Source organism: Campylobacter sputorum subsp. sputorum (assembly GCF_008245005.1).
In the GTDB taxonomy this organism is placed as follows: domain Bacteria; phylum Campylobacterota; class Campylobacteria; order Campylobacterales; family Campylobacteraceae; genus Campylobacter_F; species Campylobacter_F sputorum.
On the sequence record NZ_CP043427.1, the window covers coordinates 185,836 to 209,959 of the forward strand.

21 protein-coding genes are annotated in these 24,124 nt (G+C 30.3%); 15 read left to right on the forward strand and 6 right to left on the reverse strand.

The genetic code is table 11. The annotated features are described in order from the left end of the window. Positions 1 to 6 precede the first annotated feature (6 nt). The 5 genes from prfA (at position 7) to CSPT_RS00980 (ending at position 8,761) form a co-directional block, all read left to right on the forward strand. Positions 7 to 1,074 carry a peptide chain release factor 1 gene (prfA, locus tag CSPT_RS00960; protein WP_089181890.1) on the forward strand — a complete coding sequence of 356 codons (1,068 nt, stop codon included), beginning with the start codon at positions 7 to 9 and terminating at the stop codon, positions 1,072 to 1,074. A 299-nt stretch (positions 1,075 to 1,373) separates the two neighbouring features. Continuing rightward, positions 1,374 to 2,864, forward strand: coding sequence for a flagellin B (locus CSPT_RS00965; RefSeq protein WP_089181891.1), 1,491 nt, complete (start codon positions 1,374 to 1,376; stop codon positions 2,862 to 2,864). 161 nt (positions 2,865 to 3,025) lie between these two features. Beyond that, on the forward strand, positions 3,026 to 4,141 hold the full coding sequence (locus CSPT_RS00970) for an efflux RND transporter periplasmic adaptor subunit (RefSeq protein WP_089181892.1): 1,116 nt from the start codon (positions 3,026 to 3,028) through the stop codon (positions 4,139 to 4,141). After that, positions 4,141 to 7,347, forward strand: a complete 3,207-nt coding sequence (locus CSPT_RS00975; protein ID WP_089181893.1) for an efflux RND transporter permease subunit — start codon at positions 4,141 to 4,143, stop codon at positions 7,345 to 7,347. The genes CSPT_RS00970 and CSPT_RS00975 overlap by 1 nt, the downstream gene beginning before the upstream one ends. Beyond that, positions 7,340 to 8,761 (forward strand): efflux transporter outer membrane subunit, encoded by a 1,422-nt coding sequence (locus CSPT_RS00980; protein ID WP_089181894.1) that lies wholly within the window; start codon positions 7,340 to 7,342, stop codon positions 8,759 to 8,761. Before CSPT_RS00975 ends, CSPT_RS00980 begins: the two co-directional genes overlap by 8 nt. A 40-nt stretch (positions 8,762 to 8,801) precedes the next feature. On the opposite strand, the gene CSPT_RS00985 is transcribed toward CSPT_RS00980, so the two are convergent. Further along, positions 8,802 to 10,727, reverse strand: coding sequence for a motility associated factor glycosyltransferase family protein (locus tag CSPT_RS00985; RefSeq protein WP_089181895.1), 1,926 nt, complete (start codon positions 10,725 to 10,727; stop codon positions 8,802 to 8,804). Positions 10,728 to 10,836: 109 nt separating this feature from the next. Between CSPT_RS00985 and CSPT_RS00990 the strand changes: the two genes are divergently transcribed. Then, positions 10,837 to 11,847, forward strand: coding sequence for an AI-2E family transporter (locus tag CSPT_RS00990; protein ID WP_033916982.1), 1,011 nt, complete (start codon positions 10,837 to 10,839; stop codon positions 11,845 to 11,847). On the opposite strand, the gene CSPT_RS00995 is transcribed toward CSPT_RS00990, so the two are convergent. The 4 genes from CSPT_RS00995 to CSPT_RS01010 are packed head-to-tail and all read right to left on the reverse strand — an operon-like array spanning position 11,844 to position 13,078. Further along, complete coding sequence (locus tag CSPT_RS00995) at positions 11,844 to 12,104, reverse strand: hypothetical protein (protein ID WP_089181896.1); 261 nt, start codon at positions 12,102 to 12,104, stop codon at positions 11,844 to 11,846. The genes CSPT_RS00990 and CSPT_RS00995 overlap by 4 nt on opposite strands. Next, positions 12,089 to 12,364 carry a hypothetical protein gene (locus tag CSPT_RS01000; RefSeq protein WP_089181897.1) on the reverse strand — a complete coding sequence of 92 codons (276 nt, stop codon included), beginning with the start codon at positions 12,362 to 12,364 and terminating at the stop codon, positions 12,089 to 12,091. Before CSPT_RS01000 ends, CSPT_RS00995 begins: the two co-directional genes overlap by 16 nt. Beyond that, positions 12,364 to 12,663: an ElaB/YgaM/YqjD family protein gene (locus tag CSPT_RS01005; RefSeq protein WP_089181898.1), complete on the reverse strand. Its 300-nt coding sequence runs from the start codon at positions 12,661 to 12,663 to the stop codon at positions 12,364 to 12,366. Before CSPT_RS01005 ends, CSPT_RS01000 begins: the two co-directional genes overlap by 1 nt. 58 nt (positions 12,664 to 12,721) lie before the next feature. After that, entirely contained in the window at positions 12,722 to 13,078 is a 357-nt protein-coding gene (locus CSPT_RS01010) for a Fur family transcriptional regulator (RefSeq protein WP_089181899.1), read from the reverse strand. 164 nt (positions 13,079 to 13,242) lie between these two features. On the opposite strand from CSPT_RS01010, the gene CSPT_RS01015 reads away from it, so the two are divergent. Genes CSPT_RS01015 through CSPT_RS01030 form a run of 4 tightly spaced genes read left to right on the forward strand, consistent with a single transcriptional unit; the run spans position 13,243 to position 17,232 of the window. Then, positions 13,243 to 14,217 (forward strand): metal ABC transporter solute-binding protein, Zn/Mn family, encoded by a 975-nt coding sequence (locus tag CSPT_RS01015; RefSeq protein ID WP_089181900.1) that lies wholly within the window; start codon positions 13,243 to 13,245, stop codon positions 14,215 to 14,217. Further along, positions 14,214 to 15,662 (forward strand): HoxN/HupN/NixA family nickel/cobalt transporter, encoded by a 1,449-nt coding sequence (locus CSPT_RS01020; RefSeq protein ID WP_089181901.1) that lies wholly within the window; start codon positions 14,214 to 14,216, stop codon positions 15,660 to 15,662. Before CSPT_RS01015 ends, CSPT_RS01020 begins: the two co-directional genes overlap by 4 nt. Then, positions 15,662 to 16,432: a metal ABC transporter ATP-binding protein gene (locus tag CSPT_RS01025; protein ID WP_089181902.1), complete on the forward strand. Its 771-nt coding sequence runs from the start codon at positions 15,662 to 15,664 to the stop codon at positions 16,430 to 16,432. Before CSPT_RS01020 ends, CSPT_RS01025 begins: the two co-directional genes overlap by 1 nt. Further along, complete coding sequence (locus CSPT_RS01030; protein WP_089181903.1) at positions 16,432 to 17,232, forward strand: metal ABC transporter permease; 801 nt, start codon at positions 16,432 to 16,434, stop codon at positions 17,230 to 17,232. Before CSPT_RS01025 ends, CSPT_RS01030 begins: the two co-directional genes overlap by 1 nt. A 20-nt stretch (positions 17,233 to 17,252) precedes the next feature. On the opposite strand, the gene bamA is transcribed toward CSPT_RS01030, so the two are convergent. Beyond that, positions 17,253 to 19,481, reverse strand: coding sequence for an outer membrane protein assembly factor BamA (gene bamA, locus CSPT_RS01035; RefSeq protein ID WP_089181904.1), 2,229 nt, complete (start codon positions 19,479 to 19,481; stop codon positions 17,253 to 17,255). Between the two features lie 82 nt (positions 19,482 to 19,563). Between bamA and CSPT_RS01040 the strand changes: the two genes are divergently transcribed. The 5 genes from CSPT_RS01040 to thrB all read left to right on the forward strand — a co-directional run bounded on the left by CSPT_RS01040 (position 19,564) and on the right by thrB (position 24,099). Further along, positions 19,564 to 20,394, forward strand: coding sequence for a prephenate dehydrogenase (locus CSPT_RS01040; RefSeq protein ID WP_089181905.1), 831 nt, complete (start codon positions 19,564 to 19,566; stop codon positions 20,392 to 20,394). A 77-nt stretch (positions 20,395 to 20,471) separates the two neighbouring features. Continuing rightward, positions 20,472 to 21,848: a peptidoglycan metallopeptidase Pgp6 gene (gene pgp6 / locus CSPT_RS01045; RefSeq protein ID WP_089181906.1), complete on the forward strand. Its 1,377-nt coding sequence runs from the start codon at positions 20,472 to 20,474 to the stop codon at positions 21,846 to 21,848. Positions 21,849 to 21,882: 34 nt separating this feature from the next. Next, positions 21,883 to 22,767 carry a UDP-3-O-acyl-N-acetylglucosamine deacetylase gene (gene lpxC, locus CSPT_RS01050; RefSeq protein WP_089181907.1) on the forward strand — a complete coding sequence of 295 codons (885 nt, stop codon included), beginning with the start codon at positions 21,883 to 21,885 and terminating at the stop codon, positions 22,765 to 22,767. A 68-nt stretch (positions 22,768 to 22,835) separates the two neighbouring features. Continuing rightward, on the forward strand, positions 22,836 to 23,210 hold the full coding sequence (locus CSPT_RS01055) for a glycoprotease (RefSeq protein ID WP_235610072.1): 375 nt from the start codon (positions 22,836 to 22,838) through the stop codon (positions 23,208 to 23,210). A gap of 10 nt (positions 23,211 to 23,220) precedes the next feature. Next, positions 23,221 to 24,099, forward strand: a complete 879-nt coding sequence (gene thrB / locus CSPT_RS01060) for a homoserine kinase (protein WP_089181908.1) — start codon at positions 23,221 to 23,223, stop codon at positions 24,097 to 24,099. Positions 24,100 to 24,124 lie beyond the last annotated feature (25 nt).

The following is a 24,124-nucleotide window of genomic DNA, read 5'->3' on the forward strand; positions in this document are numbered from 1 at the left end:
AACTAAATGTTTATAGATAAGCTAAAACCTTTTGTAGCTCGTTATGACGAGTTAAGTTCTTTGCTTTGCTCAAAAGAAATTTTGCAAGATATAGAAAAAATGACATCTCTTTCAAAAGAGCAAAGCGATATAGAGCCTATAAGAAACGCCAGTTTGGATTATTTCAAGGTTTTAGATGATATAGAAAATAATAAAGCTATACTTGATGATAGTGAGCTTGGCGAACTTGCCAAAGAAGAGTTAAAAGAGCTTGAAGCGAAAAAAACCAGACTAGAAGAAGATATCAAAATTTTACTTATCCCAAAAGATCCAAATGATGATAAAAATATATTTTTAGAGATTCGTGCTGGAACTGGTGGAGATGAAGCCGCTTTATTTGCTGGAGATCTTGCTAATGCTTATATGCGTTATACTGAGGTTAGAGGATATAAATTTGAGATAGTTAGTCTTAGTGAGGGCAGTGTTGGCGGATATAAAGAGATTATTTTGCTCGTAAAAGGCAAAGGTGCGTATTCCAGACTTAAATTTGAAGGTGGAACACATAGAGTTCAAAGGGTTCCACAAACCGAAAGTCAAGGCAGAGTTCATACAAGTGCTATAACAGTTGCAGTTATGCCTGAGGCCGAGGATAGCGATATACAAATAAATCCAAATGATTTAAAAATAGATGTTATGAGAAGTTCTGGTCATGGCGGACAATCTGTAAATACTACCGATTCAGCCGTTCGCGTAACGCACATCCCAACAGGACTTGTTGTTGTAAATCAAGACGGAAAATCTCAACACAAAAACAAAGACGCCGCACTAAAGGTTTTAAGAGCGAGACTTTATGATATGCAAGAGCAAGCAAGACTAGAAGAAGAAAGAGCAAAAAGAAAAGATCAAGTTGGCACAGGAGATAGAAGTGGTAGGATTAGAACTTATAACTATCCTCAAAATCGCATTTCAGATCACCGCATAAATTTAACACTTTATAGACTAGATGCCATAATGGCTGCAGGACTTTTTGATGAGATTATAGATCCTCTCATAGCTCATCATCAAGCTATGGCTATAGAAAATCAGGATATATAATCAAAAATTATATATTTTTATTAGCTTCTTTTTTTGTGTTATACGAATGCATAAATTTATATAAATCAAATGATATTTTAGGTTTTGTCCTTTTTTTAATCATATTTATATTAGTTTTTACGATAAGTTCTTATAGAATTTATAATCAAAGAAAAAAATAATTATCATTTTACTCCAAAATTCCTACAATAAAATATATTTTTAAAATTTATATGCAAATGACTAAACATTTTTTTTTATCTGCCGATATGGTTTTCAAGTAACAAGAAAGTTACTAAATACATTTAAAAGGATTTAAAATGGGATTTCGTATTAACACTAACATTGCAGCAATGAACGCTCACGCTAACTCTGTTGTAAATAACAGAAGTTTAGACAACTCTTTAGGTAGATTAAGTTCTGGTCTTAGAATTCAAACCGCAGCAGATGATGCTTCTGGTCTTGCAATAGCAGATAGCTTACGCTCACAAGCAAGTTCACTTGGTCAAGCTATTGCAAATGGTAATGATGCTATTGGTATCATTAAGATTGCTGATAAAGCTATGGATGAGCAACTTAAACTACTTGATACTATCAAAGCTAAAGCAGTTCAAGCAGCACAAGATGGTCAAACAACTGAGTCTCGTCGTGCTATACAAAACGATATTGTTCGCCTTATGGAATCACTTGATAACATAGGAAATACAACAAGCTTTAACGGGCAAAAGTTACTTTCTGGAACATTTATCAATAAAGAGTTTCAAGTGGGTGCTTACTCAAATGAGAGTGTTAAAGCTACAATTGGAGCTACAACATCAAATAAGATAGGTTTAACTAGATTTGAAACAGGTGCTAGCATTACAGCTTCTAGTGAAGTTAAAATTAAGTTTATAAATACAGATGGCGTAAATGACTATGAGATAGAAAGTGCTGTTATCTCAACAAGTGTTGGAACAGGTATAGGAGTGCTTGCTGAAAATATCAACAAAGTTTCTGATAAAACAGGTATCCGTGCAACTTATAATGTTCAAACAACTGGTAAATCAGCTGTGCAAGAAGGCTCTACAACTTCAGCTTTTGCTATTAACGGTGTTATCATAGGTAAAGTTGATTATAAAAATAATGACTCAACTGGAGCTTTAGTTGCTGCTATAAATGCTGTTAAAGATACAACAGGTGTTGAAGCAAGCGTTGATAGCAGAGGTCACCTAAACTTAACTTCAAGGGATGGTAGAGGTATCAAGATAGAAGGTCTTGATAAAGCTAAAGACAAAACTGGTATTAGTGGTCAAACTGAAAACTATGGTCGTTTAAGTCTTACTAGACTTTCAGGAAATGATATAATAGTTTCTGGTGGAAAAAATGGTAAAATAGGCTTTGAAACAGAAGGAAAAGTAGCGCAAAAAACAGTATCTCTAAGAGAGATAAAAGGTGTTATAGAAAAAGATGTTGCCTCAGCTATGGGCTTTAATGCGAATGCAAATGTTGAGTTCATAAGCACTTCTAAAACAGCTGGTGTTACAACTCTAAAAGGTGCTATGGCTGTTATGAATATAGCTGAAACTGCTATCAAAAACCTTGATAGCATTAGAGCTGACCTTGGTTCTGTTCAAAATCAAATAACATCAACTGTAAATAACATTTCAGTAACTCAAGTAAATGTTAAATCAGCTGAATCTCAAATCAGAGATGTTGACTTTGCTAGTGAGAGTGCTGAGTTCTCTAAATTTAACATTCTCGCACAATCAGGAAGTTATGCAATGAGTCAAGCAAATGCTGTTCAACAAAATGTTTTAAGATTACTACAATAACAAAAGTTAGTGATACTAATCCATAAAAGCCACTCTTTATGGGTGGCTTTTTTTATTTATAAAAATTGCTTTTTCATTTTGATTATTCATTTGTTTAATGAATTAAGATAGAATTCAAACAATTTTGTAATACAAATTACACTATATTTTAAGGAAGATAAATGAGTAGAAACATTAAATTTATTTTGTTATTTGTTTTTGCTTTTTTTGTTATAGGGTGTGAAAAAGAGCAACCAAAACAAGATAAACAAAAGCAATCTAAACCACCTATGGAAGTCAGCATCTACACAGCTAAAAGTGATAATATCCCAATATCATTTGAATTTCCTGCTAGGATTACTAGTAAGCAAGATGTTATGGTGGTTGCAAAAGTTCCAGGAACTTTGCAAGAACAATACTTTAAAGCTGGTGATAAAGTAAAAAAAGGTGATAAACTTTTTTTAATAGAACCGGATAAATATGAAGCAGCAAAGCTTAGTGCCCAGGCTTCTTTAGAGGTTGCAAATGCTGATTTTAAAAGAGCTGAGCTTGAGTATAATCGTGCAAAAAATCTAAAAAACAACAATGCAATAAGTCAAAAAGAATTCGATGCTGCGGTTTCTACATATGGTATAACAAAAGCACAAATTCAAAGTGCAAAAGCAAATTTGAAAAATGCAGATATTGATTTGAGCTATACAGAAGTTAGAGCGCCTTTTGATGGCATACTTGGGGATCCATTGGTTGATGTTGGAAGCTATGTAAATTTAAGCAGTGCAAATTTGGTTCGTCTTACAAAGCTAAATCCAATAGATGTTGATTTTGCTATTTCAGAAATAGATAGCTTAAATATAAATCAAAATTTAGATTCAAAGCAATGGCAACAAGTTGGAAATAAGGCAAATTTAAAAGTTGGAGATAATATTTATAGCGGAAAAGTAACTTTTATTGACAAAGTTGTAGATAATAAAACCGGTACAATATCTGCAAAAGCGGAATTTGATAATAACCAAAGTAATCTTTTGCCAGGATCTTATGGAAGAATAAAAATGGAAGGTTTTTATGAAAAAAACGGATATAAAATTCCATCAATCGCATTACAACAAGACGAAATAGGACCTTATGTTTATATAATCAAAGAAGATAAAGTTTCAAAATCTTATGTCAAAATGGTTTCACAAAATTCAAATGAAGTAATTATTAGAGATGGCTTGAATGATGGAGACAAAATTATAATCGATAATTTCAAAAAAATAAGTGTTGGTGCAAGTGTTGTCGAGGCTAAGGAGAATAAGTAATGTTTTCTAAATTTTTCATACACAGGCCGGTGTTTGCTTGCGTAATATCCATAGTAATTGTAATAGCCGGTATTATAAGTCTAAAAGCACTTCCTGTTGAAGAATACCCACAACTTACACCGCCTCAAATAGTTGTTCATGCTGTTTATCCGGGTGCTGATGCACAAACGATAGCAGACACTGTTGCTGCACCACTAGAAGATGCTATAAATGGTGTTGAAAATATGATATATATGCAAAGCACATCTAGTTCTAGTGGAGTTATGACATTAAGTGTTTATTTTAAAATAGGCACAGATCCTCAAGAAGCAACAGTAAATGTAAATAATAGAGTTAGATCAGCTGAAGCACAACTTCCTCAAGAGGTAAAAAGAAACGGAATAACTGCTTTTGAGAGAAGTACTTCGATTCTTAGTGTTGTTACTGTTTTTGATCCAAATAAAGATATGGATATAGTTGAGATAAACAACTATGCAACTATAAATATAGCAGAAACTTTAAAAAGAGTTCCAGGTGTCGGGGAAGCTGTTGTTATAGGCGAAAAAGATTATTCTATAAGAATTTGGCTAAAACCTGATTTGATGCAAAAATATGCTATAACTACAACAGATATAATAAATTCTATAAGAGAACAAAATTCACAATTTGCGGCAGGTAAGCTTGGCGAAGCTCCGCTTAGCACTGATAATCCTTATGTTTTATCAATAAAACCAGAAGGAAGATTAAAAAGTATAAAAGAATTTGAAAATATTATCATAAGAAGTGATAATGATGGTTCTATGCTTAGATTAAAAGATTTGGCAGATATTGAATTTGGGGCTCAAAATTATACTTTTGAAGGAAAAATGAATGGTGTTCCTACTGCTCCTATTTTGATATTTTTACAAAATGATGCAAACGCACTTGCCACATCTCAAGCTATTAAAGCCGAACTTGAAAGACTTTCAAAATCTTTTCCAGGGACTTTAACTTATAACATACCTTATGATACAACAGATTTTATACAAGTTTCTATAAATGAAGTAGTAAAGACATTTATAGAAGCACTTATTCTTGTTATTATTGTAATGTATTTTTTCCTAGGCAATCTAAGAGCTACTTTGATACCAATGCTTGCTGTTCCAGTATCTATAATAGGGGCTTTTGGTGGTATATATCTAATGGGATTTTCTATAAATATGATTACGCTTTTTGCTCTTATTTTGGCAATTGGTATTGTTGTAGATGATGCTATTATAGTTATAGAAAATGTTGAGAGAATTTTAGAAGAAGAGCCAGAACTTAGCGTAGTTGAGGCTACTGAAAAAGCTATGGGGCAGATGTTTGCACCAGTTGTGTCTATAGTTCTTGTGCTTTCTGCTGTATTTGTTCCTGTTGCTTTTATGGAAGGGTTTGTTGGAATTATACAAAAACAATTTGCATTAACTCTAGTTGTTTCTGTGTGTATATCAGGTCTTGTTGCGCTAACGCTAACTCCAGCACTTTGCGCCACAATACTTACTAAAAAAAGAGAAGAAAAATTTTGGATAGTTAAAAAATTTAATGACTTTTTTGATTTTTCTACAAATATATTTACAGCAGGTGTTGCAAAAATATTAAGACACATCATACCTTCTCTTATTTTTATTGCAATTATGCTCTTTAGCATTTATCATCTTATGAAAGTGGTGCCAGGAGGGCTTGTTCCTATGGAAGATAAGGGTGCTGTAATTGCTGTAACAACACTACCGCCGGCTTCAACCTTGGCAAGAACTTCTCAAAATATTGATAATATATCAAAAGTTTTGTCTCAAGATGAAAATATAAAATATATAAGTGCTATGATGGGATATGATCTTTTTTCTGGTTCATTAAGAGAAAATGCTGCGGTAATGTTTATAAATTTCATTGATTGGTCAAAAAGAACTACTCGAGAATCTTCGTCATTTTATCTAGCCGATAAATATAATAAAATGTTGTATTCAGATAGAGATTCAATGACTTTTGTTATGAATCCACCTCCAATCATCGGTCTTTCTGTTACCGGTGGTTTTGAAATGTATGCTCAGTCAAATACCGGTAAAGGCTATAATGAGATTGAAGCTGATATGCAAAAATTAGCACAAGCTGCAAATCAAAGACCTGAGTTAAAAATGGTAAGAACAACTTTAGATACAAATTTCCCTCAGTATGAATTAACTCTTGATCGAGACAAAGTTAAAATGCTTGGGATTGATATACAAGATCTATTTTTAACTATAAATGCAAATATCGGGACTTATTATGTAAATGATTTTAACTTGATGGGAAAAACTTTTAAAGTAAATTTAAGGGCAAAAAGTGAATTTAGAAATAACCCCGATGATTTTAGAATGCTTTATGTTAGAAATAGTGATGGAGATATGATTCCATTAGATAATGTTGTTAGTCTAAAAAGAGTTTTAGGTCCTGATAATGTCGATAGATTTAATGGATTTAGAGCTGCAAAGATTATGGGTGAGCCAAATACTGGTTATACATCTGGACAAGCTATTAAGGCTATAAATGAAGTATTTAATGATATGTTTGATAACGAATATACTATAGGCTGGTCCGGTAGTGCTTATCAAGAAGTTCAATCAAGCGGAACCGGAACAACTGCTTTTATTTTTGGTCTTATATTTGTTTATCTCATACTTGCAGCTCAGTATGAAAGATGGCTTATGCCAGCTGCTGTAATAACCGCTGTTCCTTTTTCTGTTTTTGGTGCTTTGTTGGCTTCATATTTTGGTGGACAAAATAACGATGTTTATTTTCAGATAGGACTTTTGTTGTTAATAGGACTTGCGGCTAAAAATGCTATACTTATAGTTGAGTTTGCTATGGAAGAACACAGAAATGGAAAAAGCATTTTTGAAGCTTCTATAAATGCATCAAAGATAAGATTTAGACCTATTGTTATGACATCTTTAGCTTTTACTTTGGGAGTTTTGCCAATGGTATTAAGCTCAGATGCAGGCTCAGCTTCAAGGCATGCTCTTGGAACCGGTGTTGTTGGTGGAATGATAGCAGCTTCAACGATAGCAATATTTTTTATACCAATGTTTTTTTATATTTTTGAGAGTTTTAATTCTTGGTTAGATGGTAAATTTGGTAAAAATGACAGCGATGATACAAATAAAAACAGTTCAAATTTATTAAATGATGAAAAAGTATTGCTAGAAAATAAAGGATCATCAAATGTTTAGAATTGTATTTGTTATTTTTATCGCTATTTTTGTATCAGGATGTTCTTTTAAGCCAGACATTCCTATACAAAAATCGCCTGATTTTAATGCTAGTATAGCAAGTGTAAATATAAATGATAAATGGTGGGAGGTTTTTAATTCTAAAACTTTAAATTCTTTGGTTGAGAGTGCATTAACGCATAACTCTGATTTAAATTTAGCATTAAATTCCATAGAAAGTTCCAGGGTTGCCCTAGGATTACAAGAACTAGAGTATCTTCCAAATGTAAATATTAGTGGTAGCGCCATTAGGCAAAACAACTTTCCTAAGGCTGTGGATTTAAACTCTCACGGGGTTTATAGTATTGGGGCTATGTTAAATTACGAGATTGATTTATGGGGAAGAGTTAGAAATAGTGTAGGTGCTGCTAAATCTATGTATAAATCTAGTATATATGATCATGAGAGTGCTAAGCTTAGCATAGCTTCAAATGTTGCTTATTCTTATTTTTTACTATTATCACTAAAAGCTCAAGAGAGTATCTTGCAAGATACTCTAAAAAGTTATATAAACAGCATGGAATTTAGACAAAATCAACTAAAAGCAGGTTCTATAAGCAAGATTGTGTATTATCAAGCAAAATCACAAGTAGATTCGGCAAAATCACAACTTGCTGAGATTACAGATCTTTTATCTAAGGCAAATACTGCTCTTTTAATACTTACAGGAAAAAATTACGAAGAAATTTTGCATAATGATATAAATGTTGATATATCTTTAAGCTCTATTGTTGAAAACGCTAATGTTGATTTACCAGCAGGAATTAGTTCAGATATTTTACTTAAAAGACCAGATGTTGCGAGCTCTTTAGAAATTTTAAAATCAACAAATTTTTTAATCGGAGTTAGAAAGGCGGAGTATTTTCCGCAAATTTCATTAACCGGAATGTTTGGTTATAGTAGTGGCGAATTTGATAGATTATTTGTTAGTAATGCAAATACTTGGAATATAGGCGGTAGTTTGATAGGACCGCTTATAGACTTTGGTAGAACTTCTAAAAGAGTTGAACTTGCCAATCTTGAACAAAATGCTAGTTTGATAATGTATGATAAGACTGTTAAAGAGGCTTTTGGCGAAGTTAGAGATGCACTAAACAATAGAGAAAATTCTCTTAAAAAACAAGATAGTTTAAAAGAACTTGTTGATTCTCAGACAAAGATTTATGATCTTGCTGAAACTAGATTTAATTCCGGATATAGCGATTATTTAGAACTTTTAGATGCACAAAGATATCTTCTTAATGCAAAACTTTCGCTTGTTAAATCAAAGCAAGATGTGTTAAATAGCATGGTTGGAGTGTATAAGGCATTTGGTGGCGGATTTGAACTTAAAGATAAAGAAGATATAAATATCTTAAATAATAAAAACAACTAAATTTAAAAGAGCTTATTGCTCTTTTAAATTTACCAAGCTATTATTTTAAACTTTTAAAAAAATCAAGCATGCTTTCTTCTGTTGTTTCCATAGCATTAATTTGTGATTGCAATCCACCCGCTAATGTAAATAACCAGTATTTATGTGCTATAACCCATTTTAGCATTTTATCTTTTTTTTCATCATCTGTAGTTGCTATTGCTACGGCTAATTTTGCTAAATTTAGCTCTTGTGTGTATATATAGGCTTGAGTGGCATCTACGCAGTATTTTGTAAATTTTTCGCTTTCAACTTCATCTTTTATAATATCTATTTCTTTTATCATATTTGCAATTTCATCATAATCTATCTCATTTTTTTTCTCTTCTAAATATAAAAGCTCAAAGTTGTCTATCTTTGGTGCAATTTCAAGAAATAATTTTTCTATTTTTGCTATTAAATCTAAGATATATTTTTTTAGTTCTTTGTATTTTTTTTCTATTTTTTTCGCATTTAGTTTGATTGTTTTATCATCAAGCGGTTCTACTTTTTCTAAATGCTTTGTATTTTTGTCTGCAAATTTTTCTAAAGCCTCTTTAAATGGCATTTCTATACTTCCATTTATCCTAGAGCCACCTTGAGTACAATTATAAGTATTTATTTTTAAATGTTTTGCTTCTTCTATAGCAACTTCAAAAGCTCCCCTAAACAGATTCCAAATCCATGTTGTAGCTATAAGACCAACTCCGCCATATCTAAGCGTCATAATGGAATTATTATCTACTTTTTTTTCATTTTCACCATAAATATGATTTGCCGCGTGTGATTTGCCATCATCTGAAAATGCTAAATCTTGCCCGATTAATAAAATATTTTCATGCTTTAAAAAAGCAGCTATCTCATAAGCACTATTTGCAGCAGACATTCCAATACCAACATAACCAAAATTATCCATTTCAAAAGCTCTTGTAAAGTTAAAAGGACGCATAATTATAGATTTTTGAAAATCTTTTAAATTTACAATGCTTTGTTTATGTGTCAATGAAGGTAGCATAAAAATGGTATCTTTTAAAAGTTCTTTATCTAAATTTAAAAAGAAATTTGCTGTAAATTCAACTCTTTCTATTGAAGCAACATAATCTGGTTTAATGCCGTGCTTTTGAAGTATCGGTAAAGACGCATCAATGCTTATGATAGTTACATACGGGGCGTATTCTTTTAGTAAATCAAGCTGTTTTGTAAGAGATGGTCCAGTTGATACGATAACTGCTGTTTTTCTTTTTTTACTTCTTTTTTTAATTATAGACTTAAATGGTATACTTTTTAGCATATCAGGTGTATTTTGTATGTGATGAGCTATACCAACAAGAGCATCTCTTGTATCGTTTCCGTGCGATAAAACCATCTGTTTTATGGCATTTGACATATTTTGATTTAGCGATATAATGTTATCTTTAAATTTGTCATAATATTTTGAATGTATGTCTATATTGTAAAGTTTTACATAAGGATTTATATTTTCATCTTTTGCCAATTCATATAGTTCGTAATAGCTCACGTCCATAGCATTAAAAAGCCTAAGTCTTTTTTCCTTTATATCTTTTGAAAAATCAATCAAACTAAGGGCAATATATAATAATTCTATTTGAGGCTCAAAAATAACAATAACTTTATGAGCTACATTTGCAAGAAGCGCTTTATATAATACTCCATTTCCAATACCATAAAAAAACAAGCTTGGATATCTTGAGTATGCATTTTCTATATCGTTTAGTTTAGCCTCTACATCATCAACTGGATGAATGTATAAAAAGCCTTCGCCCGATTTTTCTACTATGTTTATGTTAATCGGGTCAGATCCTGCAAATACTTCAAATTTTTCATTTGTTTTGATTTTGAAAATATTTACCGCTAATTTTGGATTTACTTTAAGCAGTGCTTCTATGTTTTTAGTGTATATATCTTTTTTTTCCTGTTTTTTACTCATTAATATAACTCCTAAATTTCTTTAATATTGTATCATAAAATGCCATTAATGTTAAAATTTTTTGAGTATAATATCGGCTTAAAACTTATTTTATTAGGATAAACTTTAAGTGAGAAATTCGATACTGCTTATAAATTTGGCATCTTTTGTTATTATAATGACAGGTCTTTATTTTGCTAAAGATATAGTAATACCATTTTTATTAGCTGTATTTTTAGCTGTATTAATATCTCCTATTATAACTTATATGCAAAAACTTAAAATCCCTCGTGCTATATCTCTTATCATTGTGTTGTTGTGTTTTTTTGGATTATTTTTTATAATTGGAAATGTAGTTGCTAAAAATATGACAAATTTTTTAACAAATTTACCAGATTTGCAATCTAAATTTATGAGTTTTTATAGTGATTTGATACTAAAATTTAGTTCATTTACGGATTATATAAGCTTTAATGAATCTCTTTTTTCTTATATCAATCCAAATAATATATTTTTAGCAACAAGTGGTGCTTTAAAATGGTCTTCTACTCTTATAAGTAAGACTTTTATAGTGCTTTTACTTTTTGTTTTTATGATAATAGAGACAAATATTTTTAAGCAAAAAGTTATTTATTTTTCAAATTTAAATTCTCAAAATAAGATTATGGTAGATAGATTTATATCTGACTTAAAAAGGTATCTTGCTATAAAAACTATATCTTCGCTTGCTACTGGTGTGCTTGTTTGGATTGTTCTTATTTATTTAAATGTCCCATATGCACCTATTTGGGGGATGGTCGCATTTTTGCTTAACTATATTCCTACGATAGGTTCTATAATAGCTTCTATTCCAGCTATTTTAATAGCATTGCTTTTAAATGGATACATAAATGCACTTTGGGTAAGTATTTTTTATCTTGTTATAAATATCAGTATAGGAAATTTTATAGAGCCTAAATTTCTTGGTGATAAACTTGGGCTTTCTACACTTGTAGTTATTTTGAGTTTGATATTTTGGGGTTTTGTGCTTGGAATAGGAGGAATGTTTCTAGCAGTTCCTCTTACAATGAGTCTTAAAATAGCGATGGATAGCAATAAAAAAACTAAATTTATATCGATATTGTTAAGCAATAAAGATTAGACTATTTTTTTAGAAATTTTATTTATAAATTTTAAAAGAGCTGGAAAGATGAAATTTCTATCTAAAAAAAATACCAAAGCAGCACCGAAATTACCTTCATTTATAAGTTTTAGTTCGTTGCTAATATCTGTTGTAAAATCACTTTTTAAGAGTTTAATCTTTGCTTCTTTTAGGGTTAATTTTTTGATAGGCGTTGTTTCGTTGTTTAGCATAGAAACAACATTTTTAAGTTTTTGTTGCTTTATTTGTGTTTGCATATTAAAACTTTATAAAGTATAAAAGTTAAAATAAATGATATTATGGCGGTTATAAATTTAGAATAAACTACTCCAACAAAAGTTTGTAATAACAGATCTATTCCAATTATTAAAAATATAAAGCCGATTAAAGATAAAAGCGCCAAAAAAACATACACTATAATATTTTTGGCACTTTTTTCAAAAGAATATCTTATCTCATCTGTTTGTGCTTCAACTAATTCGCAAAATGAAATGATAAACTCAGATATACTTGCCATTATTTCTTAAGTATCCAGCCTAAAAGTAAGCCAACGCCAAAAGTTACGGCAACACTTTTTATAGGATCTGATTTTATTGTATCGTTGATGTTTTCAATGCCATCTTTTCCTTTTGATTTTAAGTCTTCTAATGTTTTTTTGATTTCATCCATCTTAGATTCATCTAAAAAGCCATCTTTTGCATTTTTTGCGAAATTTTCAACTGTTTCTTTTAATGTTTTAGTAACATCTTTTAACTCTTTTTTTAAATCATCAACTTCTTTTTTTAATGATTCAACATTTGTGTCACTTGCAGCCATTTTATCTCCTTTTTATTTAAGATTGATACATTTTATCACTTTAGATTAAAAATTTATATTAAAGATTGCAATTTTTACAAATTCCTTTTATGATGACGCTTTTTACCTTATTTACATCACGTATAGCTGGAACTTCAATGTTTGTAATTTGTTTACAAATATCGCAAAAGAAGTATGCTTTTGCTTCGTTTGCTAGCTCATAATAGCTTTTATGATTATTTTCTGTTTTTATTACTATATCGCTAGATTCAAAAAGCTCCATATTGCGATAAAATGTAGTTTTGTTTGCATTTATTTGCGATAAAATTTCGTCATAACTAAGAGGAGCTTTACTTGAGTTTAAAATTTTAATAATCTTTTCTCTTAGTGGTGTTGCTTTTATTTTATTATCTTCTAAAAGTTTTTTTGCGTCCATTTTATACTCTTTTTTTGAAATGATATCTTAAAATTCTAATAATATGATAAAATTAAAATTTATAAATATATAATAATGATTTTCAAATTTACAAATATATAAAATTTAAGTTGCAACTAAGTTGCATTTTGTTAGACTTTTAGGAAAATTTTTAAGGAGAACAGATGAAAAAAGCGTTGATGTTTTTGCTATTTGGTGCTAGTTTTTTGCTTGCAAAACCGATAGTAACTACAAGTATACTGCCAACTAAATATTTTGTAGAACAAATTGCAGGTAATACCGTAGATGTAAATGTTATGGTAGGAAAAGGCGCAGATCCACACACTTATGAGCCAAAACCGGCACAGATGAAAAATCTTGAAAAAAGCACTTTGTATTTTGCAGTAGGCATTGATTTTGAACATACTTGGCTTGATAGATTTAAAAAGTCTTATCCAAATTTGATTATCGTAAATACTGCTGATGGTATAGAAAAAATTCAAATGGCGTCTCACGAGCATGAAGAACACGATCATGATGCAAAGCATGAAGATCATGACCATGAAGCAGATCATAAACACGATGTTCATCACGATCACGAGGACCATGACCACGATACAGATCATAAGCATGACGATCACGAAGCACATGAAGAACACCATCACCATCATCACGACGGATTAGATCCGCATATATGGCTTGATCCTATTCTTGTAAAAACTCAAGCTAAAACAATAGCAGATGCTCTTATTAAAGCGTTTCCTAAAAATAAAGATTTATATAGCAAAAATTTAGATAAATTTATTGCAAATCTTGATAGTTTAGATAAATTTATAGAAAATGAACTAAAAAATGTTAAAAATAGATCTTTTATAGTTTATCATCCATCTTGGGGATATTTTGCAAAAAGATATAATTTAGTCCAAATTCCTATAGAAATAGAGGGAAAAGAGCCAAAAATAGCTGATTTAACAGAGCTTATAAAAGAAGCTAAAGAAGAAAATATCAAAGTTATATTTGTCGCACCGCAGTTTTCTAAAAAATCTGCAAATTTAATAGCAAAAGAGACAAACGCTAGTGTGGTTGAGATAGACCAACTTCCGCAAAATTGGGAAGAGAGTATGAAACAAACAGCTATAGTATTTGCTAAAAGTTTATGATAAAAAAGTTTTTTTACACCCTTTTGTTACTAAATATTTTTAATATTAGTGCATTTGGGTGTGCTCTTTGTGCTCTTTACACCCCAACTGCCCATATAGAAGTTAAGTTTAAAACTCAAAAAAATATCATAGAAAATTTAGAACTTACCTGGACTTTTTCTGAAAATTTTTCTAATCTTACAAAATACGATTATGATATAAATTCGGATTCAAAACTAGATGAAAAAGAGTTAAAAGAGATAGAAAGCGCTCTTATAAAATATCTAAAACCTTTAAATTATCTTACTCATTTATCGTTTTATGATGAAGGGGAAAAAAGCTCTGAACTTAAATTTAAAGAGGTTAGCCATAAGGTTTATTATGAAGGGAATAGACTTAAGTTTAATCTAGTTTTAAATATAAATTTAGATATAAAATTTAGTAGAGTTTTGGTATTAAATATCCACGATAAAATGGGGTATTTTAATTTTAAAATTTCGCATTTAGATTCATTTGAGCTTTATGATAATGTATTTTTAGTAGATAATGTAAATTTAAATACTGTGTATTATGAGATGACTTCTCAAAAAAAAGCTGCCATACACGCTCAAAAACCAACTCTTAACTCATTGCTTGATAAAAGTGCTAATAAATATCATGAAATCGATAAGATTGATATGCAAAAAATGAGTGAATTAAACAAAATTAGTATTAGTTTTTTAGATGATTTAAAAAATTTATTGAAGCAAAATAAAGAGCATTTTTCGGTTTTTACTATGAGTGCTATTTTGCTTTTTTCTTTTATATATGGTTTTTTCCATGCTGCTGGACCAGGACATGGCAAAATGCTAACAAGTGCTTATTTTACTGCAAATGGTGGCAGTCATATAAAGGCACTAAATTTCTCTTTAAAAGTGGGTTTTTTGCATGTTGTTGGAGCATTTTTACTTGTGTTTCTTATGTTTTTTATCTTATCTAAATTTAGTATGATTTATACAAAAAATATATCTTCTATAACTACTAAAATTTCTGCTATAATGATAATTTGTATTGCGGTTTATATGCTTTATAAAAAGTTAAAGAGTTTAAAAAAACAAAAGCCAAAATTCAAATGGCATCAAAAAGGTTGTGATTGTATGGCTTGCAAATCTTTGCAAATGCAGCCAAAAACATATTCAGAATGGCTTGTAGCTGCTTGTGCGGCACTTGTTCCTTGTCCTGGAACTGTGCTTGTTTTTATACTTGCCTTTGAGTTGGGAAGCTATTTTGTGTCTATTGCAAGTGCTGTTTTTATGGCACTTGGAATGAGTAGTGTAATATTTATTTCTGCTATTTTTGGTTCTGGCATAAATGCGTTTGCTAAATTTAAAAATTTAAAAATTTATGCTGAGCTTTTGGCACTTTTTATCATGTTATTTTTTGGAGTTTTTATGCTGTATATTTCAAATAAGATAAGTGTATTGTGATGAATGACATTAAGATAGAAAATTTAATTTTTTCTTATGATGAGCAAATAGTATTGCAAGATATAAATTTAACATATGATATAAAAGATTTTTTAGTAATCATAGGTCCAAATGGCGGTGGCAAAACAACGCTTTTAAAATTAATGCTTGGACTTTTAAAGCCTAGTGCAGGAGAAATCAGAATTTTTGATAAATTTCCAAAAGATATAACAAAAGATATCGGATATGTACCTCAAACTTTTCTTATGAATTTAAATTTTCCAATGCGTGTTATAGATGTCGTATTGATGGGTGTTATAGATAAAAAAATATTTGGATTTTATACAAAAGAACAAAAAAATCTTGCTATAAAAGCACTTGAAAAAGTATCTATGGATAAGTTTAGTTTTACTAAGATAGGCGATTTGAGTGTTGGGCAAAGGCAAAGAGTTTATATAGCAAGAGCTCTTTGTGCGAAAGCTAAAATTTTAATGCTAGATGAACCAACTGCTAGTATAGATACAAAAGGACAAACGGATATTTATGAGCTTTTAAAAGACATAAACTCAAATGGAATTGGCGTGATTTTAATAAGCCATGATTTAAATTTAGCCCTTTCTTATGCTTCAAAAGTTGCTTATGTGAGTAAAAATTTATATCTTCATGATATACCTTTAGGTTTTTCTAAACAAGATTTTATATCGCATTTAACTAAAAATCATCAGCATTTTTGTGATGTTGAGTTGGCTTTAAATAATTGCGGTTGTGATTTTCATACAAAAGAGGGATAATGGTAGAAATTTTAAATATGAGCTTTGTTCAAAACGCCATTATGGCTGGACTTTTAGTAAGCATTGCGTGTGGGATAATAGGCTCTTTGATTGTTGTAAATAATATGTCTTTTATAGCAGGTGGAATTGCACATGGGGCATATGGTGGCATAGGACTTGCATTTTTTTTCTCTCTTGAACCGCTTTTGGGAGCCGGGCTTTTTTCTTTATTATTAGCCATAATCATAGCTACAATTACCCTAAAAGATAGTGGCAAAATAGACTCAGTTATAGGCGCCATATGGGCGTTTGGTATGGCTATTGGTATAATTTTTATAGATTTAACTCCAGGATACAATACTGATTTGATGAGTTATCTTTTTGGTTCTATTTTAGCAGTTAGCAACTATGATCTTATTTTTATTAGTGTTATAAATGTGGTTTGCATAGCCCTTGTTTGTCTGTTTTATAGGCAATTTGGTGCTATAAGTTTTGATAGGGAATTTGCGAAATTAAGAGGCGTTAATGTAAATGCATTTTATTATTTGCTTATTTGTATGATAGCACTATGTATAGTTGCAACCATAAGAGTTGTTGGGCTTATACTCATAATTGCACTTCTTACTATTCCACCTTTTATAGCTCAAAATTTTGCAAAAAGGCTTGGAGATATGATGGTGATATCTTCTGTTTTATCATGTATTTTTTGTATAATTGGACTATTTTTTAGTTTTAAATACAATCTTACAAGCGGAGCTAGTATCATACTTGTAGCATCAATTTGTTTTTTTGCCTTTTCTTTTAAGAAGGTAAAGAGTTAAATCTTTACCTTATTGTTATACTAAAACCTACTTCCAATCATAAATTCAAATGTATTTGTATCATCTCCTGCTTCATCATTTAGAGGTTTTGTAAATATAAGTTGAAGTGGACCAATAGGTGTAGTCCATTCTATACCGGCACCTGTGCTATATCTTTTGATTTGATCGATATTGTTGCCTTCGCCTATCATACCATAATCAAAAAATACCAAACCTCTCATTTTGATTCTATCTATCAAAGGAAAACTTAATTCTACGGAGTTATTAAATGATATTTCGCCACCTATTTCATCTCCATAAGTATTTTTAGGAGACACGCTTCTTGAATCAAATCCTCTAATCGACCTCATACCTCCTAGATATATTCTTTCGTTAATCGGTAAGTAGCCATTATCCCAAGCTTTTTGAAACTCAGATTTGTATCTTAGGATTAAATCATATCCGATATAATCTGCTAATCCTTGATAAACATTAAATTTGGTTCTATTTTTAAAAAATTCAGAATCCCCGCCAGCTCCTGCCATTTCAAGAGAAGTAGAGGCTATGATACCGCTTCTTGGTAAATAGTAATCATCTGTGTTATCAAAAGATATAGATGGTATAAATGCACTTTTTAAATTCTTACCTGTTTTATAGCCAGTTCTTATAAGGGAATCACTTAGTTTTTTAATATCGCTTTGCTCTATAACATAAGCCAAAGATACATTTGTATATCTTCCTAGTTGTCTTCCTATCGCAGTTGTAAATCCATATGCATCTTCTTCGTATGTATCCCAATCGTAGTTATTAGCATATACCATTCCGCTTAAACTATATCTTGAATCAAATAGTCTTGGATTTGTTAAGCCTATCCTTCCACTTAGCTCATCATCACTTTTATCTATACCTATGACACCTTTTAATCCTGTTCCAAATACATTAGTATCAGATAAACTTGCGCTTAATAGTAAGCCATCACTACTTCCATATCCGATACCGCCAGTAATTGAACCAGTAGGTGCTTCTTTTACATCTACAAGTAAATCTACTTGATTGTCATTTACTCTCTCTTCTTTTATTTGAGCTTCATCAAAATAGCTTGTTCTTTTTAATGCATTCCTAGAATCAAGCATATCTTGCCTGTTGTATAAATTTCCTTCTGTTAGATAAAGCTCTCTTCTTATAACTTTATCTGCTGTTTTTTCATTTCCAGCGATATTAACATTTCTTATATAAACTTGATTTCCAGGTATAACTTTGTAGTGTATAGCAACTGTGTGATTATCTTGATTTTTATCTGTTTGTGGTATAACTTTTACATATGCATATCCTTTGTTTGCGACGGCATCTTCTATCTTTTTGGTATCAAATCTTAATTTTTGAGAATTCATTGTGTCGCCAACTTCAAGCTTAAAATCATCTTTTATTTCATCTGCATTTACACCTACAAAATCTGGGATTTCTAAAGTAATATCTGAAATTTTATATCTTTCACCCTCTGTTATATAGTATGTAAGTTCTGCTGTGTAGTTATCCATAAATGCATTAAAATATGGCGTTGAAACTGTTGCATCTAGGTAGCCTTTTTTAAAATATTCATCTAGTATTTTTGCAGGATCGTTTGCAAGTTCAAAAATTTTAGCACCACCATCATTAAATCCCCACATCCAACCTAATATCTCTTTTTGTTTATTTGCAACAGCTGGCTCTATATCTGAATAATCAAGTTCTTTTGCACCAACCAAATTTACATTTTGGATGATTATTTTTTCTCCTCTATTTACTTTCATAGTTACATGAAGACCGCTAGATCCTTCTGCTATTGGCTTTGTATCTACCACTACAACGGTATCAAAAAAACCTTTTACTTCATAAAATTGTCTGATTCTCTCTTTTGCTTTTTCCATACTAAATGTATTATAAATTTGACCTTGTTTGATTCCTATAAGAGATTCTATAATTTTTTTATCATTTGTAACAACGCCTTCTATGTCTAGTTTGGCTATGCTTGGTCTTTCTTTTACGATAAAAGTTATATGACCGTCTTTATTGTCAATATAAATATCATTGAAATAATTTTGCTCAAATAATTTTTTAATAGCTCTATCTGATTTTTGCGGAGTTAGTTCTTCGCCTATACCAAGACCCGCTATTTGAGTTGCAACTGTAGGTGATAGTTGAACTAAGCCTTCAAAATTTATAGATTTTATTTCTACACCATAAACACAACTATAAGTTGTTAATAAAGCTAAAATAACTTGTTTTTTCATTAAATTTTACCTAAAATACTAGTATTAAAAGTGATATAATACCATAAATAATTTTGTTTTTTTATTAATTTTAAGGAAAAGTATGAGAGTAGGAATTGTTGGACTTGGATTAATAGGCGGTTCGATGGGGTTGTGTTTGAAAAAAACTAAAATAGTTTCAAGCATTGTTGGGTATGACATAAATAAGCAAAATGAAGAAGATGCTTTAAATTTAGGTTTAGTTGGCTCCATTATGGATATAGATGATATGAAAAAAAATTGCGATATTATTTTTTTGGCAGTTCCTGTAGAGGCTATCATAAAAATAACTCAGAGTTTTGGTGATATAGATGAAAATTTAACAATTGTAGAGCTTGGAAGCACAAAAGTTGAAATTTTATCAAATGTTCCAAGCATTATTAGAAAAAATTTTGTTGCAGCTCATCCAATGTCAGGAACAGAATTTTCTGGACCTATGGCTGCAAAAGAAGATCTTTTTAAAGATGCTGTAATGGTTCTTTGTGATATGGAGCAAAACTCAGAAATTCATAGAAGAAGGATAGTTGAAATTGCTTCACATATCGGTATGAAAATAGTTTTTATGAGTGCAACTGAACATGATCATCACGCAGCAATTATATCTCACATAACTCATGTTATAAGTTTTTCTTTGGCAAATAGTGTTATGAAAGAAGAAGATATTAAACATATTTTAGCTCTAAGAGGCGGTAGTTTTAGCGATATGATAAGAACAGCAAAAAGTTCTCCTGAGATGTGGAGTGATATATTTAAGCAAAATAGCGAAAATATACTTTTTGCTATTAATATGTTTAGAAAAGAGCTTGATATATGTGAAAATTTAATTAAGCATAAAAAATGGGATGAGCTTAGAAATTGGATGAGTGAAGCTAGAAAAATAAGGGAAATTCTTTAAATTTAAATTATAAATTTACAAAAAATTTATAGAAATTTAGTTAAAATTAATACTTAATATATTTTTAAAGGTTTTTAATGGCAAGAAATGGTAGAAGTTTTGGCGGTATAATATTTCTTATAATTTTTGTTATAATTGGAATTGGTTGCGTTTATCTTTTTAAATCGCCTATGTTTGAGAGAAATGCACCTGAGGTAAAGCTAGATAACAAGATTTATTGGAATTTGAAAAATCCACTTCCTATAGAAGTTAGTGATGATAGTGGTATTAAATTTATAAGAGTTAGTTTAAGCGATGGAACAAATAGTGTTACTATCGCAAATGAAACTTTTGAAATTCCTCAAAAAAACGCAAAACTTGATATCGTATTTCCTAAAACAGGATTTTTTGGCTCTAAAAATGAATATACATTAGTCGTTGAAGCCGTTGATAAAAGCTATTGGAAACTAACAGGCAATAGCACTATAAAAAAAGCAACCGTTAGCGTTGATACAAAAAGACCAGAAATTTATGTTATTAATCAATCATATTCTATAGCAAAAGGCGGTGCGGCAACTGTAGTATTTAGAGCAAATGACGAACAACTAAAAAGAGTTTACATACAGACTAATTATGGAAAAGAATTTATAGCAACTCCGTTTTATAAAGAAGGATATTATGCTGCTTTGGTTGCTTGGCCAGTAAGCGAGCAAAATTTTAGTGCTGATGTAGTAGCTGAGGATTATGCTGGAAATATAAGCAAGGCAAGGATTAGGTATTTTTTAAAAAATAGAACCTATAAAGAATCATCAATAGAACTTAAAGATAATTTTTTAGATGGCAAAATAGAAGATCTTGCAAATATCTATGCAAAAGATCCTTCTTCTCTTTCTAAGCTTGAGAAATTTAAATTTGTAAATGAGACACTTAGGATAGGTAATGAGGATAAAATAAGAGAAATAACTTCAAAAGTTCCAGATGGAATGTTGGAAAATTTTGATATAGCTCCATTTTTTCCTTTAAATAATGGAATGGCTGTAGCTAGTTTTGGCGATCATAGATTTTACTATTATGGTGATAAAAAAAACACAATTAGCGAATCTTGGCATATGGGAATAGATTTTGCTAGCGTGGCACAAGCACAGATAACATCAAATAATCCAAGTCAAGTTGTTTTTGCAAATGAAAATGGGATATATGGATTAAATTTGATTTTATATCATGGTTTTGGTCTATATAGTTTATATGGACACTGCTCAAGTATCAATGTATCGCCAGGAGATGTTTTTATAAAAAAACAAAATATTGCAAATACTGGAACGACCGGTCTTGCACTTGGGGACCATCTTCATTTTGGTATGATTGTTCAAGGAATAGAAGTAAGACCCGAAGAGTGGATGGATCAAAAATGGATGAAAGAAAATGTTTATGATATTTTAAATAGTGCTAAAAAGGCTATGGTTGATAAAAAATAATCTGATTTATTAGTAGATACTTAAGGATATAGTTTTGAATCAAATTACAATAGAAAAAAGGATAGAGGGTGTTGGTATAGGACTACATAAAGGCGAGCCTATAAAACTGGTCTTAGAGCCTCTTGAATCAGATATGGGTGTTGTATTTTATAGAAGTGATTTAGGAGTTAGTTTTAAGGCTGAACCAAAAAATGTTATAAATACACAAATGGCAACTGTTCTTGGTTCAAAAGATGGTTATGTTTCAACCATAGAACATCTAATGAGTGCAATTAGTGCTTATGGGATAGATAATATCAGAGTTGTTTTAGATGCAAACGAAGTTCCTGTGATGGATGGCAGTGCTATGGCATTTTGTATGCTTTTAGATGAGGCTGGGATTAGAAAGCTTGATAAAAAAAAGAAAATTTTATCTATAAAAAAGCCAGTTGAGGTTAGAATGGGCAATAAATTTGTAAAAATAGAACCATCTAAAGATTTTAAATTTGATTATACTATTAAATTTGATAATCCTGTTATAGGAACACAAAATTTCGTATTTGATTTTAGTAAAAAAAATTTTATAGAACAGATTGCAAAAGCCAGGACATTTGGATTTTTAAAAGATGTTCAGATGTTAAGATCTAAAAATCTAGCACTTGGCGGAAGTTTAGATAATGCAGTAGTTATAGATGAAAATAGAATTTTAAACCCAGAAGGGCTTAGGTTTGAAAATGAGTTTGTAAGGCATAAAATTTTAGACGCTATTGGCGATTTAGCTCTGCTTGGACTTCCAATGATTGGTAAATATACAGCTTATGCTGGAAGTCATGAGTTAAACCATAAGCTCACATTAGATATATTAAGCAGCAAAGAAAATTATGAAATTTTAACACTAGATGGCGAGAAATCTGTAGAGTATGCAAAGGCTTTCGCATAAAAAAAGTTGAAATTTTAGTTATTTGTCTTTCATCGCCTTTTTTAGTCGGCATATATGAAAATGGGAATTTGATAGATTATTTTAAAAGTGATAAGAAATGTGGTGATTGCTTGCCAGAGATTTTGCAATTAGCTTTAAATAAATTTGATATAACTCATATTATATACACAAATGGACCAGGTAGTTTTATGGGTATAAAACTAAGTTATATTATTTTAAAAACATTTTGTATTATAAAGGGTATTAAATTTAGTGCTATTAGTGGATTTGATGTAAGTGAGAATGGCGTAATAAGGGCAAATAAAAATATGTCTTTTGTTTTGAAAAATGGTAAAATAAATATGCAAAAAGCCCAAAGTGGCGGATTTTTTTTGCCAAAAAAACTAAAAGATGTAAAAATTTATAATGATACTTTGCCAAATTATATAATTAGCCCTATTTAAGGATATTTGATTGAAAATTTTAGTTCCAGCAACGAGTGCAAATTTAGGACCAGGTTTTGATACATTAGGACTTGCATTGGAGTTTTTTAATGAAGTAGAAATCAAACCTTTTAAGGTTCAAACTATTTCTATTAGCGGAGAAGGATGCAACAAGCCTTTTTTAAAAAAAAATAATAATTTTGTAAATATTTTTAATGAAATTTTTTTAGAACTTACTGGAAAAAGAGAAAATTTTAAATTTAAATTTAAAAACTTTATACCTTTTTCTAGAGGACTTGGAAGTAGTTCTGCGGTGATAGTTTCTGCCGTGGCATCTGCTTATAAAATGGCAAATTTTAAAGTAGATAAACATACTATACTAAATAAATCTTTAATTTATGAAAACCATCCAGACAATATAACTCCCGCAACTTTTGGTGGTTTTAGCTGCTCTATAATAAATAATAATAAAGTGCTTTTTAAAAAATGCGATATAAGCTCAGATATAAAAGCTGTTGTTGTAATACCATCAAAAAGTATGGGCACAAAAGAATCAAGATCAAAACTACCTAAAAAATATACAACTCTAGAGTGCGTAAATAACATATCTCACGCATCTTTTTTAACTGCATGTTTTTTTACAAAGCAGTATGATAGTTTGCGTTATGCTTGTAAGGATATGCTTCATGAAGACATTAGAATGAAAGCTTTACCAGAGCTTTTTGAAGTTAGAAATTTGGCTTATGAAAATGGTGCTATTATGAGTGCACTTTCTGGAAGCGGATCTAGTTTTTTAAATATAGTTCATAAAGACGACGCTAATAAATTTAAAAAACTTTTTATAAATAAATTTCCAAATTTTAGAGTTGAGATATTTTCATTTCAAAATGATGGTATTATAATAAATTAAAAAAGCAAAAAAAAAGAAAAACAAA